This window comes from Bacillus sp. SRB_8 (assembly GCF_003264205.1).
GTDB lineage: Bacteria > Bacillota > Bacilli > Bacillales > Bacillaceae_G > Bacillus_A > Bacillus_A mycoides.
Genome location: NZ_NADT01000019.1, coordinates 412,840 through 429,981 on the forward strand (window position 1 = coordinate 412,840; position 17,142 = coordinate 429,981).

Annotated in this window: 16 protein-coding genes and 2 pseudogenes; 2 read left to right on the top strand and 16 right to left on the bottom strand. The window is 33.6% G+C overall.

Going from position 1 to position 17,142, the window contains the following annotated elements; genetic code table 11:
* Positions 1-263: 263 nt before the first annotated feature.
* Positions 264-1,007, bottom strand: coding sequence for a twin-arginine translocase subunit TatC (gene tatC / locus B5P40_RS17660; protein ID WP_012260868.1), 744 nt, complete (start codon positions 1,005-1,007; stop codon positions 264-266).
* Between the two features lie 53 nt (positions 1,008-1,060).
* Positions 1,061-1,240: a twin-arginine translocase TatA/TatE family subunit gene (locus B5P40_RS17665; RefSeq protein ID WP_002012719.1), complete on the bottom strand. Its 180-nt coding sequence runs from the start codon at positions 1,238-1,240 to the stop codon at positions 1,061-1,063.
* A 209-nt stretch (positions 1,241-1,449) separates the two neighbouring features.
* On the opposite strand from B5P40_RS17665, the gene trhA reads away from it, so the two are divergent.
* On the top strand, positions 1,450-2,106 hold the full coding sequence (trhA, locus tag B5P40_RS17670; protein WP_002085872.1) for a PAQR family membrane homeostasis protein TrhA: 657 nt from the start codon (positions 1,450-1,452) through the stop codon (positions 2,104-2,106).
* A gap of 37 nt (positions 2,107-2,143) precedes the next feature.
* Here trhA and B5P40_RS17675 read toward each other — a convergent pair whose 3' ends face one another.
* The 5 genes from B5P40_RS17675 to B5P40_RS17695 form a co-directional block, all read right to left on the bottom strand.
* Positions 2,144-2,863 carry a lysophospholipid acyltransferase family protein gene (locus B5P40_RS17675; protein ID WP_002141628.1) on the bottom strand — a complete coding sequence of 240 codons (720 nt, stop codon included), beginning with the start codon at positions 2,861-2,863 and terminating at the stop codon, positions 2,144-2,146.
* Positions 2,864-2,974: 111 nt separating this feature from the next.
* Positions 2,975-3,610, bottom strand: coding sequence for an FMN-dependent NADH-azoreductase (locus B5P40_RS17680; protein ID WP_012260865.1), 636 nt, complete (start codon positions 3,608-3,610; stop codon positions 2,975-2,977).
* 237 nt (positions 3,611-3,847) lie between these two features.
* Positions 3,848-5,833: a penicillin-binding protein 3 gene (pbpC, locus tag B5P40_RS17685; protein ID WP_012260864.1), complete on the bottom strand. Its 1,986-nt coding sequence runs from the start codon at positions 5,831-5,833 to the stop codon at positions 3,848-3,850.
* A 154-nt stretch (positions 5,834-5,987) separates the two neighbouring features.
* Positions 5,988-6,476, bottom strand: coding sequence for a dihydrofolate reductase (locus tag B5P40_RS17690; RefSeq protein ID WP_002031690.1), 489 nt, complete (start codon positions 6,474-6,476; stop codon positions 5,988-5,990).
* 19 nt (positions 6,477-6,495) lie between these two features.
* A complete protein-coding gene (locus B5P40_RS17695) occupies positions 6,496-7,452 on the bottom strand; it encodes a thymidylate synthase (RefSeq protein WP_002085878.1) in 957 nt (318 codons plus the stop codon).
* A 198-nt stretch (positions 7,453-7,650) separates the two neighbouring features.
* Here B5P40_RS17695 and B5P40_RS17700 point away from each other — a divergent pair, with 198 nt between their 5' ends.
* The gene (locus B5P40_RS17700; RefSeq protein ID WP_002031694.1) at positions 7,651-9,108 is read left to right on the top strand and encodes a serine hydrolase; all 1,458 of its coding nucleotides are present in this window, start codon (positions 7,651-7,653) and stop codon (positions 9,106-9,108) included.
* Positions 9,109-9,302: 194 nt separating this feature from the next.
* On the opposite strand, the pseudogene B5P40_RS17705 reads toward B5P40_RS17700, so the two are convergent.
* The 9 genes and pseudogenes from B5P40_RS17705 to B5P40_RS17745 form a co-directional block, all read right to left on the bottom strand.
* A pseudogene (locus tag B5P40_RS17705) lies at positions 9,303-10,165 on the bottom strand (phosphatase PAP2 family protein).
* An 8-nt stretch (positions 10,166-10,173) separates the two neighbouring features.
* Positions 10,174-11,283, bottom strand: coding sequence for an alpha/beta hydrolase (locus B5P40_RS17710; RefSeq protein ID WP_078176654.1), 1,110 nt, complete (start codon positions 11,281-11,283; stop codon positions 10,174-10,176).
* A gap of 132 nt (positions 11,284-11,415) precedes the next feature.
* Entirely contained in the window at positions 11,416-12,297 is an 882-nt protein-coding gene (locus B5P40_RS17715; RefSeq protein WP_078176655.1) for an AraC family transcriptional regulator, read from the bottom strand.
* A gap of 140 nt (positions 12,298-12,437) precedes the next feature.
* A complete protein-coding gene (locus B5P40_RS17720; RefSeq protein WP_078176656.1) occupies positions 12,438-13,370 on the bottom strand; it encodes an aminoglycoside phosphotransferase family protein in 933 nt (310 codons plus the stop codon).
* An 11-nt stretch (positions 13,371-13,381) separates the two neighbouring features.
* Positions 13,382-13,530: pseudogene (locus tag B5P40_RS34380) on the bottom strand (VOC family protein); the annotation flags it as partial.
* Positions 13,531-13,573: 43 nt separating this feature from the next.
* Positions 13,574-14,209, bottom strand: a complete 636-nt coding sequence (locus B5P40_RS17730) for an HAD family hydrolase (RefSeq protein ID WP_113709530.1) — start codon at positions 14,207-14,209, stop codon at positions 13,574-13,576.
* Positions 14,210-14,314: 105 nt separating this feature from the next.
* Positions 14,315-14,902: a YpjP family protein gene (locus tag B5P40_RS17735; RefSeq protein ID WP_002012605.1), complete on the bottom strand. Its 588-nt coding sequence runs from the start codon at positions 14,900-14,902 to the stop codon at positions 14,315-14,317.
* A gap of 283 nt (positions 14,903-15,185) precedes the next feature.
* A complete protein-coding gene (locus B5P40_RS17740; RefSeq protein ID WP_078176658.1) occupies positions 15,186-16,385 on the bottom strand; it encodes an ABC transporter permease in 1,200 nt (399 codons plus the stop codon).
* The gene (locus B5P40_RS17745) at positions 16,378-17,088 is read right to left on the bottom strand and encodes an ABC transporter ATP-binding protein (RefSeq protein WP_113709531.1); all 711 of its coding nucleotides are present in this window, start codon (positions 17,086-17,088) and stop codon (positions 16,378-16,380) included. Before B5P40_RS17745 ends, B5P40_RS17740 begins: the two co-directional genes overlap by 8 nt.
* Between the last annotated feature and the right edge of the window lie 54 nt (positions 17,089-17,142).

Consider the following 17,142-nt stretch of genomic DNA (forward strand, 5'->3'; position numbering starts at 1 on the left):
AGTGTAGGTTTCCTATGAATACTAAAATATCCTTAAGCTGCCCCATTTAGAAGTTAATACTTCATTTATATCCACCTAATTCGAACCCTGTCCTATATATCCTTTGAGACGGGAGTCTTATTACCCATATATAGCTTGATAACTTCAGTATAAACTTATAAAAATGAAAAGTTTGTCTAAATTTTGGAGATTCTATAATTTTTTCCTTCTATATATTGTATACAATTATAGCTAGAGTATAACAAATAAATTAAAAAGTGCCTTTATAACGAGGCACTTTTCGACTGTATTTCTTCTTCTCTTTTCTGTTTTCGTTTACTAACTATCTTTGATAAAGCGATACTAATTTCATAAATACAAATAAGCGGTACCGCTACTAAACTATGTGATAAAAAATCTGGCGGCGATATACATGATGCAATTATAATCAACACGACATAAGCATATCTTCTTATTTTCTGAAGAAATTCTGCCGTTAGAAGACCTATACTCGTTAAAAACATAACAACTACAGGTAATTCAAATATAACAGCAAACGGAACTGTTAAATTTAATACGAAATGAAAATATTTTTCCGTTGTAAACATCGTATTAAACATCTCATTACCAATTGTAGTTAGGAAATGAAATAAAAATGGCATGACGATAAAATAACCGAAAGATAGGCCTGCTATAAATAATATAGACAATACCGGTATATACATTAATGTCATTTTTTGTTCATTGGGATGTAAACCTGGTTTTACAAATAACCAAATTTGTATCGCAGCAAAAGGAATTGTACAAACGATAGCAAATACTGTAGCAATCGAGAAAAAAATCCACAACACATCACTTGGACCGAGAACAGTTAATTTCATTGGTAAATCTTTTACAAGCCAAAAATAAATATCCTTCGTAAAAGTAAATCCAATAATTAAAAATAATACAAAGGATAATACTGTATATATTACTCGTTTGCGAAGCTCAACAATATGTTCTACTACGCTCATTTCCCGATCTTCCATCTCGTTCACCACACTTTATTTATCCATTCCGAGAAAAACTTCAGCATATTCTTTTATTTATTTTTTTCTTTCTCTTGAAATGCCTCATCAGTCAATTCTTTTGTTGATTTTTTAAATTCTTTTAACGTTTCCCCTAAAGCTTTCCCAATTTCCGGTAACTTTTTTGGGCCAAATAAAATTAACACTGCTACTAAAATTAAAATTAACCCTGGAAAGCCGATATTTGAAAACATTTCCCCATCCCCTTCATAAGTAGATTCCTTGTCCTACTATTCCATAAGTTCATTTTGTCAAAAAATTTCGTAAACGTCAATGTATCCGTTGTCTTTTGTCAAAAAAATTCAAAAATATAATCAATTAAATATCATTTTCTATTCCTTTTGTATATGATATGGTTAAGGAAAATATAACTTATCTCAATACAGTGAAAGGGATTAACATTATGACGCAAAAAATTAAAAGAATGACCCAATTTGTAAAAGAAGAAATTGCGAATGCAATTACCCATGGTATCGGTGCCATTTTAAGCATCCCTGCCTTAATCATATTAATTATTCATGCTTCCAAACATGGCACAGCATCTGCTGTTGTTGGCTTTACCGTTTATGGCGTAAGCATGTTCTTACTATACTTATTTTCTACACTGCTACATAGCATCCATCATCCAAAAGTAGAAAAGTTATTTACCATTTTAGATCACTCCGCCATATATTTATTAATTGCCGGCACGTATACACCATTTCTACTCATTACACTGCGTGGCCCGCTCGGTTGGACTTTACTCGCAATTATTTGGACCCTTGCGATTGGTGGCATTATTTTCAAAATCTTCTTTGTTCGTCGCTTTATTAAAACATCAACATTATGTTATATCATTATGGGTTGGCTCATCATCGTTGCCATTAAACCCCTTTATGAAAATTTAACCGGTCACGGCTTCTCACTACTATTAATAGGCGGCATTTTGTATTCTGTCGGAGCTATATTCTTCCTTTGGGAAAAGCTTCCGTTCAATCATGCCATTTGGCATCTCTTCGTACTAGGCGGTAGTACAATGATGTTTTTCTGCGTACTGTTTTATGTCTTACCCGCAGCATAAAAAAAGTTTCAGCTTGTTTAAGCTGAAACTTTTTTTATTACTTATGTAATTGAGATGCAATAATATCTTTTGTATGCTGGGTTAACTCTTTAGCATCCATACTTGCATATTCTTCAGGTGTAATTGGCTTAGAAATTGTTAATGTTGCATGAGCTGGTTTCATACGATTTCCATTAGCCTCAAACATCTTATATGTACCATCTAAAGTTACTGGTAATATAGATACGCCAGATTTTACAGCAAGGTGAAAACTCCCTGCTTTAAACTCACCGATTTCGCCACCCTTACTTCTCGTTCCCTCTGGAAAAATCACGATAGAATGCCCGCTCTTTAACAGTTCAATTCCATCTTTAATTGCCTTAAGAGATTGACGACGATCGCTGCGGTCCATAAACACACAATTCATTAGTTCCATCCATGTTGGCACAACCGGAAACTTTTTAATTTCCGCTTTTGAAACGAATCCAATTGGCTTATTTAAGTAACCTAGTAACACAGGAATATCCATATTACTTTGATGATTACTTACAACTAGCACTGGCTTGTCTTTCGGAACATTTTCAAGTCCCTTTACTTCTACAGTCGATCCAGTTACACGCACCATTTTCTTACCAAACCAGTTTGTTGTTTTATACACAACACTATCTTTTTCTTGCGGTGACATCGCATTTGCTTTTCTTTTTATACGCCACAACCTTGGTGTAATCGCAATTACGATTAAAATTAAATAAAAGATTTTAAAAAACGTTTGAATCATACAGAACCCCCACCTATTATCATTCCGACCTTCATTATACTAGACAAACGAAGGAAAAAGAAGAAAAAATGTCCAAACAACAAGTGTTTGGACATTTTGAAGTTTTCTATATTAGAAACGTTTTGCTAATTCGCGTGCACTTGCAATTGCTGCTTCTTTAATGTCTTGTGCTTTTTCAGGATTTGCATTCATTCCTTCAACTGCAATATATTCAGTGTCTGATACACCCATGAATCCTAATACTGCATTTAAATGATTGCGACCGAAGTCCATAGATGCGTATGCTCCTTCAGAGTAAACGCCGCCTGTAGCTTGAATATGAAGTGCTTTTTTTCCTTCTAGTAAGCCAACTGGACCATTTTCAGTATATTTAAATGTTTTACCTGCGATTGATAAGTTATCTAAGTATGCTTTCACTACTGCTGGGTAGCTGAAGTTCCACATTGGAGTCACGAATACATAACGATCTGCATGCATAAATGTTTCTAAGTTATTGTTCATTGCTGCAACTTTTTGTTGTTGATTTTCACTTAAAGCTTCGAATCCTTCGCCTGCTGCAAATTTACCCCAAGCAGCGAATACGTCTGCATCGATTGCTGGTACAGTTGTATTGAATAAATCAATTGTTACAACTTCGTCTTGTGGATGTTCGTTTTTATATGCTTCGATGAAAGCTTCCCCTACTGCCATACCGAAAGAACCTTCTGCTGAATTTGGATTTGCTGTAATAAATAGTACTTTTGTCATTGTATTATCTCCCTTTTTCTAATTTATCTTTAATTCGAGATTTATTATTTTATAGTAAATAACTTACCTTATGTAAGTATAATACAAAAAGTTTTAATGGATGTCAATAAAAATAGCTACTTTTTTTCGTAAGTTAATAAGTTATATTATTTCAGTTAGTTTTTGTATATACATATTAAGGTTTTAATCAAATAAAAAACTATCTCCATATTTCATGGAGATAGTCTTCTTCAATTACTACTTTTGAAAAACATGTTTCACTTTTTCAGCTGGAATATTACTTCCACCTCTACCTTTTACATCTTCAATCATCATTGTAATAACCATATCAGGTGAATTTAAATCAAACGCAGCGAACCAACCTAGTTCTTTTCCTTCTGCCTCTTTTGATACTTTTAATTCTGCTGTTCCTGTTTTACCAGCAAGGGTCATACCATCAATTTTCGCAATTTTCCCCGTACCATCTGGATCGTTAATTACTTTCGTTAAAGCCGTTTTCAATATATCTTGATTTTCTTTAGAAATCACGTTCTCTTTCCAAGCTTTTGGTTGTTTATCTGTTTTAATAAGATATGGCGATGGAATCGTTCCATCATTTACAATCGGTGCATACGTTAAAGCTAAATGAAGAGGAGTCATTAAGACTTGTCCTTGTCCATATCCTGTATCTGCCATTTGAATATCATTTTTTATGCCATCATTTGCGATTTTAGAAGCTGGGAATCCATATTCAATTGGTAATTTCTCATCGAATCCGAATTTTTTCGATTCACTCATAAATTTATCTTTTCCGATTTTCAAAGCTTCTTGTGCGAAATAAATATTATCCGAGTATTTCATCGCTTTATCAAAATCAATCGGATTTGCATCTTTTACACGCGTTACATAATAATTACCCCAAGAAGAATCTTTCGTCCATTTCAATCCTTCAATTTTCAACTCTTCTTTCGGATCGATTGTTTTCGTTTCAAGACCGATTGCAGCTGTAATTGGCTTAAATACAGAACCTGGTACCGATAATTGTGTAAATCGATTCGTCATCGGTTTTTTCGGGTCATTATTCCAAGCCTCGCGCTGTGCTTTTGATGTTCCTCGTGCAATTAAATTAGGATTATAAGCTGGACTACTTACAAGAGCAATTGTTTCTCCACTTTTCGGATTAATTGCCGCACTTGAACCAGCTTCTCCTTTCATTTCATTATACGTTTTTTCTTGAACAACACTATCGATAGTTAAAGTTACATTTTCTCCATCAACAGCATCTGTTTTCGCTAAATTTTTAATTTCTTTTCCTTGTGCATCCTCCATGAAGACACGGCCACCTTTTTTCCCGCGTAGCTGTTCTTCCAATACTTGCTCTAATCCAGCTTTACCAACTGGATCATCGGCTTGATAGCCTTTCTTTTGAAGCGTTTTTAAATCTTCTGCATTTACTTTTCCGATATAACCAGTAAGATGCGCTGCTGCTTCCCCTAACGGATATGTACGAACATTTACAGGTTTTGCTGCAACACCAGGTAAATCGATGTACGTATTTTGCGTTGCTCCCTCAGGCAAAATTCCAATTGGTACGAGATACCCTGGTTTTACCCATTTCGCAGCTAGTTTTTGATCAATCTCTTCTACAGACATATTTAACAACTTCGCTACTGCTTCTTTCGTTTGCGGAGCAGTTTCATCTAATTTTTCTGGAATAATTCCAATCTCAGAAGCTTTCCCATTCGTCGCAAGACCTTTTCCATTACGATCGTAAACTTCACCACGTTTTGGTTGTGTTGCCTGCATACGCACTTTACTATCTTTTGTCATGCCAGGGAAAATGAAATCAGGAGTCCAATCTATTTTCCAAGATTCTTTATCTCCATCTTTTTCTTTCACCATTTTTGCTTCATGGCCAAAAGAGATATTACCACCAACTGTATCCATACTTACTTTAAAAGGAACAGGACCTTCATCTTTTTTATCTTCTTTTACTTCTCCTGCTTCTACTTTTAAGTTTTTCACTTCAATGCCAGAATAAATTTTTTCATATTTCTCAGTGAACTCTTTCTTTGAAATATCTTTTTTTGCCTTTTCTGATAATTGATCATACATTTCTGCAAATTTTTGTTTATTCCATGCTTTTGTATATGTATCAAACGCTTCTTGTGGTTTTTCTTCTTTACCGCATCCAACTAACATGAACGTTAAGCAAAGAAAAAGAATCCCCCATATCTTTTTCAATCGATTCTCCTCCTCTTTCTATATGAATTCTTTTGAAAATTTTAGCATTTTTACATGCTAGATTTCATTATAGCACTATTGAATATCATCTATAAACTTATATTAATGAATACAAATAAAAAGATTGATGTGAATTTCACATCAATCCTTCTTATTATTGTTGCTTCTCATATACATGATAATAGTACGTATACGGATTCTTTTCATCCGTTAAACCTTTTTCAACAAAAACTTCTTTCCAATTTGTCATATCCATTTCTGGGAAGAATGTATCTCCTTCAAATGCATGATGGATTTTTGTTATATATAACTTGTCTACGTAAGGTAAAAAGAGATCATAAATTTGTGCTCCGCCGAAAATAAAGATTTCCTCTTCATTTTTGCATAGTTCAAACACTTCTTCTACAGAATGTGCTACTTCACAACCTTCAACACGATACCCTTCATTACGTGTTACAATAATATTACGTCTTCCAGGCAGTGGTCTACCAATCGCTTCGTAGTTCTTTCTGCCCATAATAAGTGAATGGCCCATCGTTGTTTTCTTTACATACTGCAATTCACTTGGTAAACGCCAAGGTAAATTATTATCTTTGCCAATTACTCTATTCTCGTCCATTGCGACCATAAATGAAACAATCATTTTTTCATCTCCTCTACAATTATACTGCAACCGGTGCTTTAATTGCTGGGTGTGGATCATATCCTTCAATCGTTAAATCTTCCATTTCAAAATCAAACACAGATTTCACATCTGGATTTAATGTAAGTTTCGGGAATGGACGTGGTTCACGTGCCAATTGCTTTTCTACTTGTTCAAAATGATTCGTATAAATGTGTGCATCTCCAATTGTATGAACAAATTCTCCCACTTCAAGACCACATTCATGTGCGATTAAATGTGTTAGTAATGAGTAACTTGCAATGTTAAATGGAATTCCAAGGAATATGTCACCACTTCTTTGATATAACTGACAAGAAAGTTTGCCATCCGCTACATAAAACTGGAATAGCGTATGACAAGGTGGTAATGCCATACTTGGTACATCTTCAGGATTCCAGGCAGAAACAATTAAGCGACGGGAGTCTGGCGTTTTTTTAATCATTTCAATTACATCTTTTAATTGATCAAGCGTCTCACCAGCTGTCGTTTTCCAGGCACGCCACTGCTTTCCGTATACATCTCCTAAATAACCATATTTATTCGAGAAATCATCATCTTCTAAAACGTTCTTTTTAAACAATTCCATTTGCTCATCGTACTGCACTTTAAATTCCTCATCTTGTTGTGAGCGAAGACCGAAATCAGTCATATCAGGACCAGTATACTCATCGCTTTCTACCCAGCTCTTAAACGCCCATTCATTCCAAATATTATTATTATGTTGCAATAAATAGCGAATGTTTGTATCACCTTTCATAAACCAAAGCAGTTCACTTGCTACTAGGCGAAATGGCACTCTCTTTGTCGTTAATAAAGGAAATCCTTTACTTAGATCGAAACGCATTTGATATCCAAATACAGAGACAGTACCTGTCCCTGTACGATCTTCTTTCTTCGTACCGTGCTCCATTACATGACGGCATAAATTTAAGTATTCATATTCAGCATGTTTCATATGTAAGAAAACCTTCTTTCAATCTTATATGAGATTTATCATAACATGAAAAACAGCGAATTTAATAATCCAAATTAATAAAAATTCTTTCAATATTTCTTACAAAATTATTAACTTTCAATATTAAAAAAGGTTTTCACTTTTCTATTACAGAAAGTATAGTGCGGAACATAAAAATTATATTTGGAGGTTGGAAGCATGTCTAAAATCAAAACTCCTGTTTTAAGTACGTTACAACATAAGGTTGAGAAGATGATGAAGGATTTACACGTTCCTGGAGCGGCTGTAGCTGTTATAAAAGATGGTGAGGTCATTATTTCAGAAGGTTTCGGCTATCGTAACATAGAGAAAAAAGAGGCTGTTACTCCGCAGACACGATTCGCAATCGGTTCTGCGACGAAAGCATTCGGTACGCTTTCATTAAGCTTATTAGCACAGCAAAAAAAGTTTAATTGGGATACTCCTGTCCAAACTTACGTACCTAACTTCTCTCTATCCGATATGCTCGCTAACTCGCAAGTTACAGGACGAGATTTAGCTTCTCATCGTACTGGGGTAAGTCGTCACGATGCTCTTTGGTACAGTTCTTCCTTAACTCGAAAAGATCTTGTTGAAAAAATAAAACATTTATCACTTGATGCACCGTTCCGCACAGCATTTCTTTATAACAACTTAATGTATGCGACAATTAGTTATATTGTAGAAAACATTACGAATCAAACGTGGGAGCAATACGTTGCAGAACATATTTTAGAACCTTTAAATATGAGGCATACAAACTTATCTGTTACAGACTCACAAAATACAGATGATTACGCATTACCTTACACTGAAGATAATGGTGAAATGAAAGAAATTCCATTCCGAAATATTGATACAGTTGGAGCGGCTGGATGTATTAATTCTACCATTGAAGATATGGCAAAATGGGTTTTGCTTCATTTAAACGAAGGAAAAACAGAAAATCATGATTTGATTTCTACTGAACTACTCCAAGAAATGTATACACCACACACTCCAATCCCGGATCAGCCAATGTTATCAACAAGTGAATCACCATTAAATAGCTATGGACTAGGTTGGTTTATTAGTGCTTACCGCGGTTATAAACTTATTCATCATGGTGGTAATATTGATGGATTTTCTGCACTTGCGTCATTTATGCCCAACGAAAATATCGGTATTATCGTATTAACAAATTCAGGGCAAACTGTACTCCCTACTTATATTACAAAACATATTTACGACGAACTTCTCGGACTAGAATATATCGACTGGCATGAACGCGCTGTAGAAGATAGTGAAAAAATGAAAGAAATGATGAAAGAGGCAACTACATCACTTCCCGAACCAATAAAAGGGACTACCCCTTCTCATGCATTAGATGACTACACTGGAACTTTTGAGCATCCCGCTTATGGAACACTGAAAGTATACAAACAAGATGATTTCCTACATGTACAATTTATGGATATGGAATTTCAGCTAAAACATCATCATTACAACATCTTCTCAGCATCAATTAGTTTGTTCCAAATGAAAATGGGGCTTTTATTCGCTTATGATATGAATGTAAATGGTGAATTCCCGACTCTTCAATTACACGTACCTGCAACTTTAAGTACTCAGCCTCTTACATTTACGAAAATTAAATAACAAAATAATAGAGGGAAGATTACTCTTCCCTCTATTATTTTGCAATCAGAAATTTACCTTGCAACCTATAATCCTATTATTGAATTTAACAAATAAAATGAGGATAACCCAAATGCTAACTTATTTATCAAAACAGCTTAATGAACAAGCCATGCATTAATTATTATATTCCCTTAAAGGAAAAGACTTTCTTATTACCGATTCAATGAATGTGGAAGAACATCATTATTATTGGTGCGTTTATTTTTCTTATCTCTCCATATAAATTTTTTCAAACACATAAAAACAGTAACTGAAATAGCGACTCCAACTGTAGCATCTGAAGCAAAATGGGCTCCTACCACAATACGACTCATTGGTACTATTATCATCCATAAAAGAATGAGAATCCAAACACCTATTTTTTTCTTTTTAACGAAGCAAAGTATTCTGGTAATAAACTAAACCAAATGACTAACGCTGCATTAGCACTATGGCCTGAAGGGAATGACATAAACTCATCACTTTTAGCAATTCCTTGAGGTATAAACCATTTTGAAAACCCTTCAAATGATCCAATAGAAATCATATGACGATAGCGTTCTCTACCCCAACCTAGTTTTATTAGATTAAATGTAATTAACACAATAACTACACTTAATAATCCAATTAATGCAATGTCTCTCAATCTTGCATCATCGTATCTACTCCATGATTTAGAAATCATATAACAAGCTACTATAAAGCAAAGCATAAAAATTAGAATTAAATATTTTGAAATGGTTAAATAATGTACTAGCATAAATGAAGCTATAAAAGCGAACAAAAGAATGATTACTCCATGGCCAATTCCAGATAGATAATACCCTCTTGAACCTTTATTCTTTCTAGTTTTAAATAAATACATACTAGAAAATAAGGCAATAAGCATAGCTGGAATTTCTCCTATAGCTTGTAAAAAAAGAGCAATCTTATTAGTTGGTTCATATAAACTATTGGATATTTGTAAGTCTGTAAATGCAAAGATACATAGTAAAATAGCGAAGCTGGAAATTAATATCACTTTTCTATTTCCCATCATTTCTCCTACTTTCCACTATGCTTTAATATAAAATTCCCCATCTCAATTGCTAAATCTTCACTTTGGGGATAAACACCTACATTATCTCCATAAGCGTGCCCTAAACCACGATAAAGAACTGTTTCAGTATCCACTCCTTTTTTAGTCAATTTAGCTGCATACGCTAAACATTCTATCATTAAAAAATCATGCTCTCCTACCGTAATAAATGTACTTGGATAGTCTGGGGATACATCAACATATGGACTTAAATACTTCGAATGAATTTCTTTCGTACCAAGTACTTCTGACATACCTCCAACCATTGAATGCATTATATTAAGCATTTTTTCTAATCCTTTTTTATACTTAGGAGCAATTTCATATTTATCTATACTCCAAGAATAAAATTCATCTTCATAGTCACACATATTAAGTGTAGGATACAGAAGCAACTGTCCCTTCACGTACTTCCTACCATCTTCCATATCTTTAGTTGTACAATACTGTGTTAAGTTCCCTCCTGCACTATCACCTGCCACAAAGATATTATTCTTATCCCCGCCTAATGTATCAGCATTTTCATAAATCCACTTTAAAGTAGTGTAGCAATCTGTATGCCCAGTTGGAAAAGGATTTTCCGGAGCTAATCGATAATCCACAGAAACGGCTAGTATATCCGTTTTTTCTACTATCAATTTCACAAGTTCTTCTACTACATCTGGTGATCCTGCCATAAATCCACCACCATGAATAAAGTATAAAACTGGCGCATTCTCTTGTTTAGAAACACTGTTATAAATTCTTATCGGAATATCATATCCATCTTCCGCTTTCACTGTTTTATGCGTAATATTAACGTCTTTAGTGACAATTGGAACACTCTTAATTCCATTAAATTGTTTTCGCATATTCCTTACCGATTTTTCAGAAGCGTCCATTTTCATCATATTTTTAGGCATAAACCTCATTACATTCATTTGAACCTTCGTGTCCTTATAAAAACGTGGATCCATCGCTCCTTTTTCATCACAATCTGGTATGTTTTTTACTAAAACTTTCGCCCCCTGTACATTAATGATTTCTTGTTTTTCTTGAATTTTTTCTAATAGGTTTAAGTCATATTTTCTAGTCATCTAGTATTCATCCTCCCTTGTTTTAAACGCTTTCATTTCTTCAGATTAGATAAATCTCTATTGAATCTCACTTCATTTACTATTACTAAATAAAAAACGTTCCATGTACAAAATGTAACATGAAACGTTTTTTTATTGTTGTTCATATTTGATTCGATTATTGTCATTTTTTGATATGATATTTTTCCTATACTGTAATGGTGTATATCCGTATTTTTCTTTAAACTGTGAAATAAATGATTTTACATTTGGAAATCCGTGTTTCACTGCTATATCTTGTATAGAATTTGTACTATTAATAATATCTTCATACGCTTTATAGAGCCTGTATCTCGTTAAAAAAGTGGTGAAATTTGATCCGAACGATTTTTTGAACATACGGGAAAAATGTTCTTCACTTACAAAAAAATGTTTAGCTACATCTTTCAGTTTAAGTTCTTCATCATAATGTTTATAAATATACGTAATCATTTCTTTCTGTTTATTTCCAAGTTGATAATTATTGTCTATACTCTCTCCTTCTTTGCAATATCGCAATAGAATATAAACAATTTCATAAATTAAACTATTAATTTTTATGTAACTTAAATCATCAGAATTTGTGACTAACTCCTTTAATTCATAAAATATTTGCTGGAGGTTAGTTTTCTGAACAACTGATTCTTTTATATTAAATCTATATTTATCAAAATCTCCATTTACCTCTTTAAGAAATTCATAAGAAATAATTAACATCATTACTGCACAACTTGTATTTTTAACTTTTTCGAATTCGTGAACATCGCCACTATTCACAAAAATAAATTCGCCAGCGGATACTTTCTTTTTTTGCCCATTCACATACAAGAAAACCTCTCCATATACGACTAGGCTAATTTCAATACTTCTATGCCAGTGAGGAGGAATATAATAGTGAAAACCAGTAGGCAACATCGTATCATCTATATATTCAACCATTCCCGGAATTCTATCGCGTACTTTTATTTCTTCATATTTACCTTGCCTGATTTTCAATTTCCCACCCCCTTTTTATATTATAAAGTAGGCGTCAAGGTTTTCATTCCTTCATAAAAAAACTACATATATAGTATGTAAAGAGATTATCTCATGAGTTATTTACAAATAGCAGGTGTGAGATTTCCCACCTGCTATCCTTATTTTCTATTCATTATTTCACTATCAAACCAGATTGGCTTTGATAATTCAAAGTTTTTATGATCCTCTAAAACTATAGTAAGACGTTCTAACGTATCATCTAACATATGCGGTGCTGCTCGTAAGGACCAGACAACTGATGAGAAAACTGTCATGCCAACGTACACCGCATATAATTTCCAGAACTCCTCTGGTATTCTCCCATTAAAGTATCCTTCTATTTGTCCGATTGAATATGGAATACTAATGTCCCTTGCAAATAGTGCTATTTTTACGAAATCATGAAGTGGGTCGCCCCAGTCGTAGCCATTAAAATCAACAACACCTACATATTTCGCATCACGTACAATTATATTTTCTAAATGAAAATCATCGTGTTGAAATCGATTTGGGCGGTTCTTTAAATATTTTTCATTTTCATCTATAAACTTTATGATTTTATCATCATTTTTAATTCGTATTCCGCATGTTTTATATGCCTCTACATATTTTCGATGTTTTTTCATTGCTCTTTCATACCATGGGAGTATATCCTTAGGAGCTTCATGTGTATGCATTTTTGCTAAGTCTTTTCCTGCTGCTATACCAATATCATATTGTTCTCTTGGCGTATATGTAGGCAATAGCTTCTTAGCATCTTCTCCTTCTAAATATGAAAAAATACTATAACATAAATCTTCTTCCTCCAATATACCGAGTTCAATTGGTCTTTGACCCTGCACGTTACGCTTTACCATTTCATTTAAAATTTGAAACTCTATTTTTTTCCTATCATACTCTTTTATATCACCTGTCCGTAATAAATATTTTTCATCATCAGTAGTCGTAATAATATATTTTTTATCAGGAGAGAAACCTTTAGAGATTTCTTCAATATTTGCAGCATCTTTTACTATTTGTATATTGTTTTTCCACGTTGTAATTATCTTCATGTCTATTCTCCTTACATTTCTGTATTCGCTGTATACGCAACCTCTACAATAAAGCCCTTCGGGTCATAAAAGTCTATTGTATAGTAACATCCGAATAATGATTCATTTCAATTGGACCACGTATAACCTTCACCTTATTGCCAGTAAGAAACTTCGCTACCCAAAATTCAATATGATGAATAACTGCTCGAAGTTTATTTATATTAAGAATGTGCCGCCTGTACTACTTGCACAATTTCCCCTGGCGTATTAACCATATAATCTGGCGCGTCTCCTTTTACTGTCTCAATTACGTCATACCCCCAAGAAACCCAAATGACATTCACACCAGCTTTTTTACAAGCTGTAATATCACGTTGTTCATCACCGACATACAACATATCTTGTTCTGTTAGCTTTTTCGACTTTAAAAATCTTTTAATCATTTTATCTTTACCAAACAAATTTTTAGAACAATACACTTCTTGAATATTTTCTATGCCATTACTATGTAAAAATGCCCTAATATGCTCTTCTGAGTTCGAAGATATAATCGCAATCCCGTAGTCTTTTTTATGTAATTCATCTAATACATCTTTCATCCCATGGAATAAAACGAGATCTTTTATGGCAGGTTGATATAATTTATAAAACTCTAACGCCAATATAGGAAGTTTATAAAGTGGTACATCGAGTTTTTTACATCTTTCAGAAATAGTCAATTTTCGTAAAGGCTCAATTTCTTCCTCACTAACTGTCTTATATCCATGCTTTTCAGCAAGTTGATTATAAATTGATACAAATATATTTTGTGAATCTACTAATGTGCCATCAAAGTCAAAAACGATATATTTTTGCATCCCCATACTCCCTTTTCTTTTTTCCTAAACCTATGTTATTCAACAACATAAATGTCTTACCCTTTCATACACATAAAAAAAGAACAAGATTTTCTCTCGTTCTTTTTAAGACAACCATTTCGGCGGTACATTCGTATTCCAATAAATATTTCCTAACTCATGGTGTCCTGAATATCCATCATCAAAACGATGATAGTGGAAATTAAAATAATATCCATCTTGCGGTGGATGATCTCTCCTCACATGAAATCGCAGTAAGTCATTTCCTGATTTCGTGTCATAAACATGAAAAATCTTTTCATTATTTCCACCAGCTGGTTTTTGAGAAATCGCTAATGATTGTAACGATTCTTCTGGCACATCATTTGCAAGTTCCGCAATTGCCTCTTCAATTTTAGGTAATACAACATCTTTAAATTCATCTTCAATTACAGGCCCAATTTTAGAGCCGAATTTTTGCATAGATTGCTTCTCTGCTTCTTGCATCGCATAGTTAACAAAAGTATCGGTGGTTAACCTATCATTTGTTTCTTCATATGTATAGGACGTACTCTCCAAATTTTGTTGCCCAGCTGTGCTCGTAGGCTTGTCCGCAGCTTTGGCATTATCAAGTAATATGGAAGGAGGCGTCACTAAACCAAACGTAAATACGGTAATTAATGCGACTAAGGTTTTTCTAAACCAATTTGGCATTTATGTTCCCTCCCCTTTCACTCATTATATTTTATATAACGGTTGTTTCTTCTATTATACAAAATGATTGTAATTTTTGCACTTTACAATTTTGTTAACGTTCACATATTTTTCACTTGAATATGAAATTGTAAGATTTCATACACTATAAATACAACAACAATGAGGGGGGCAATCAGATGACTTTAGATGTCGTGTACTCAGCCGCAAGCATACTCCTTTTAGTATATTTTATTTACCAGTGTGTTACAGACTAGAAAAAGAGCCGCTTCCGGCTCTTTTTCTATGGTAAAAATACAATCCAACCAATGAATACTATAAAAATAACTCCAATAATTACTGCTGGTAATAAATAAAACTGAGAAAGGATGACCGTCCCGTATATGAATACGACTGGAAGTAGCAAATAACGATCCGCCTTCCACCTTAATAATAGTAATTCTCCTTCATCACAATATAAATGTAGAAACATTTTCTTCGTAAATTCATTCCAATAATCACGCGCATAGCGAGAAATAGCAACTATAGCAAATACAAGAATAATAGCTGTTATCCACTGCGGAGTCACGATAATACCTACAGTACTTATACATACAATTTGAACATAAAACATTAAAGCACTACTTGTACGCAAAAATTCTTTTAAAAAAGCTTCTACAATACGCGAATCAGAATTTTTTCCTAATATCTTTTTAGACCGAGGGAACATCCACGGTTTTTTATTCGAACTACTTGGCTTAGCTGCATGACCACCAACTTGCATAATCCCTACAGTCCAGCGCATACTTTCTTCTTTTTCTTTCTCAACTTCTTTAAAAAAGAAATTTTTATAATTCATCTTTTCTTTTACTAAGACTACAGTAAGTACAGCTACTAGGCCGGTAAATAATATGAAATACAATGGATTTTTAAAAATAAAAAATACACTGATTCCAAAATAGACTAAACTTAAAGAAAATATAACATCTTTTATAATCAATAAAACCCATCGTTTTCCCACACGTACATTTATGAATCTCGTCAACAACGATAGCATAAATCGAAAAACAGTAAAGAACATCCAGAACAGTACGATTTGTATAATTGTCGCTCCCATACTTTTCATCAATATAGGCAGCATAATGAATACTACAATTGCGTTCGTTATTGCAATCCGAATTAACGTATATATAATTCCAAGCTTCATTAATTTTCGCATATGATTTGGGTACGAAATTAAAAATAAACTATCTGCTTGTTCAAAAAATGAGCGAACTCCTCTTGAAAATGTGACAAAATAAAACGCAAGTAAACCTAACCCAAAATAAATGGTCTCTTCCATCGATAATTCTTTCATCCATAGTGAACGATAATAGATCCCCGCAAATATAAGTGCTGGAATAATAATATATAATGCTACTGTCCAATCTGTTACAGAACGAATCGCTTTCCATTTTCTTTGCAATTCATGACGTAACCTTTTATTAAACTGTTGTTTAATCATTTTGTTCCCGCCTTACAATTGCATCGAAACAATCTAACAGTGTACTTCCTGGCATTTCTGCTAACGATTGGATCGCCTCTAAATGCCCATCTGCTACTAATGTACCTTGCGAAATGAGTAAAAATCTTTCACAAATTCTTTCAGCTGTATCCAGCACGTGCGTACAAAGTAATATACCTGCTCCTCGCTCTTTTTCTTTATATAAATAATTCAAAAAGTCTTTCGTGGCTACTGGATCTAAACCGATAAAAGGCTCATCAATAATATAAAAATCTGGCTCTGTTAAAAATGCTAATATTAGCATCGATTTTTGTTTCATACCTTTTGAAAATTTTGATATGTATTCGTGTATATGTTTTTCCATTCGAAACGTATGTAATAATTCCCTTGCTTTGTCCTCCCAATTTCCCTCTTCATTTCCACGGGCAGCCATTAACAATTCAATATGCTCCCATAAAGTTAAATAATCATAATAAGTGGGATGCTCAGGTACATATGCATATGGATTTTTCTTTTCACCAAACGAGATTTCACCATCCATATTGACAAGCAAACCGAGTATCGACTTAATTGTCGTACTCTTTCCTGCGCCATTTGCACCAATAAGAGCCACTAACTCTCCTTTTTCAATTGCAATTGCAATATCATGAACTGTCTTTTCACCAATTTCATATCCGGCTGAGCGGATATTCACCTCTAACATAATACTTACCTTCTTTCCATTTACATTACAATCAAGGAAAATGATAACATATCC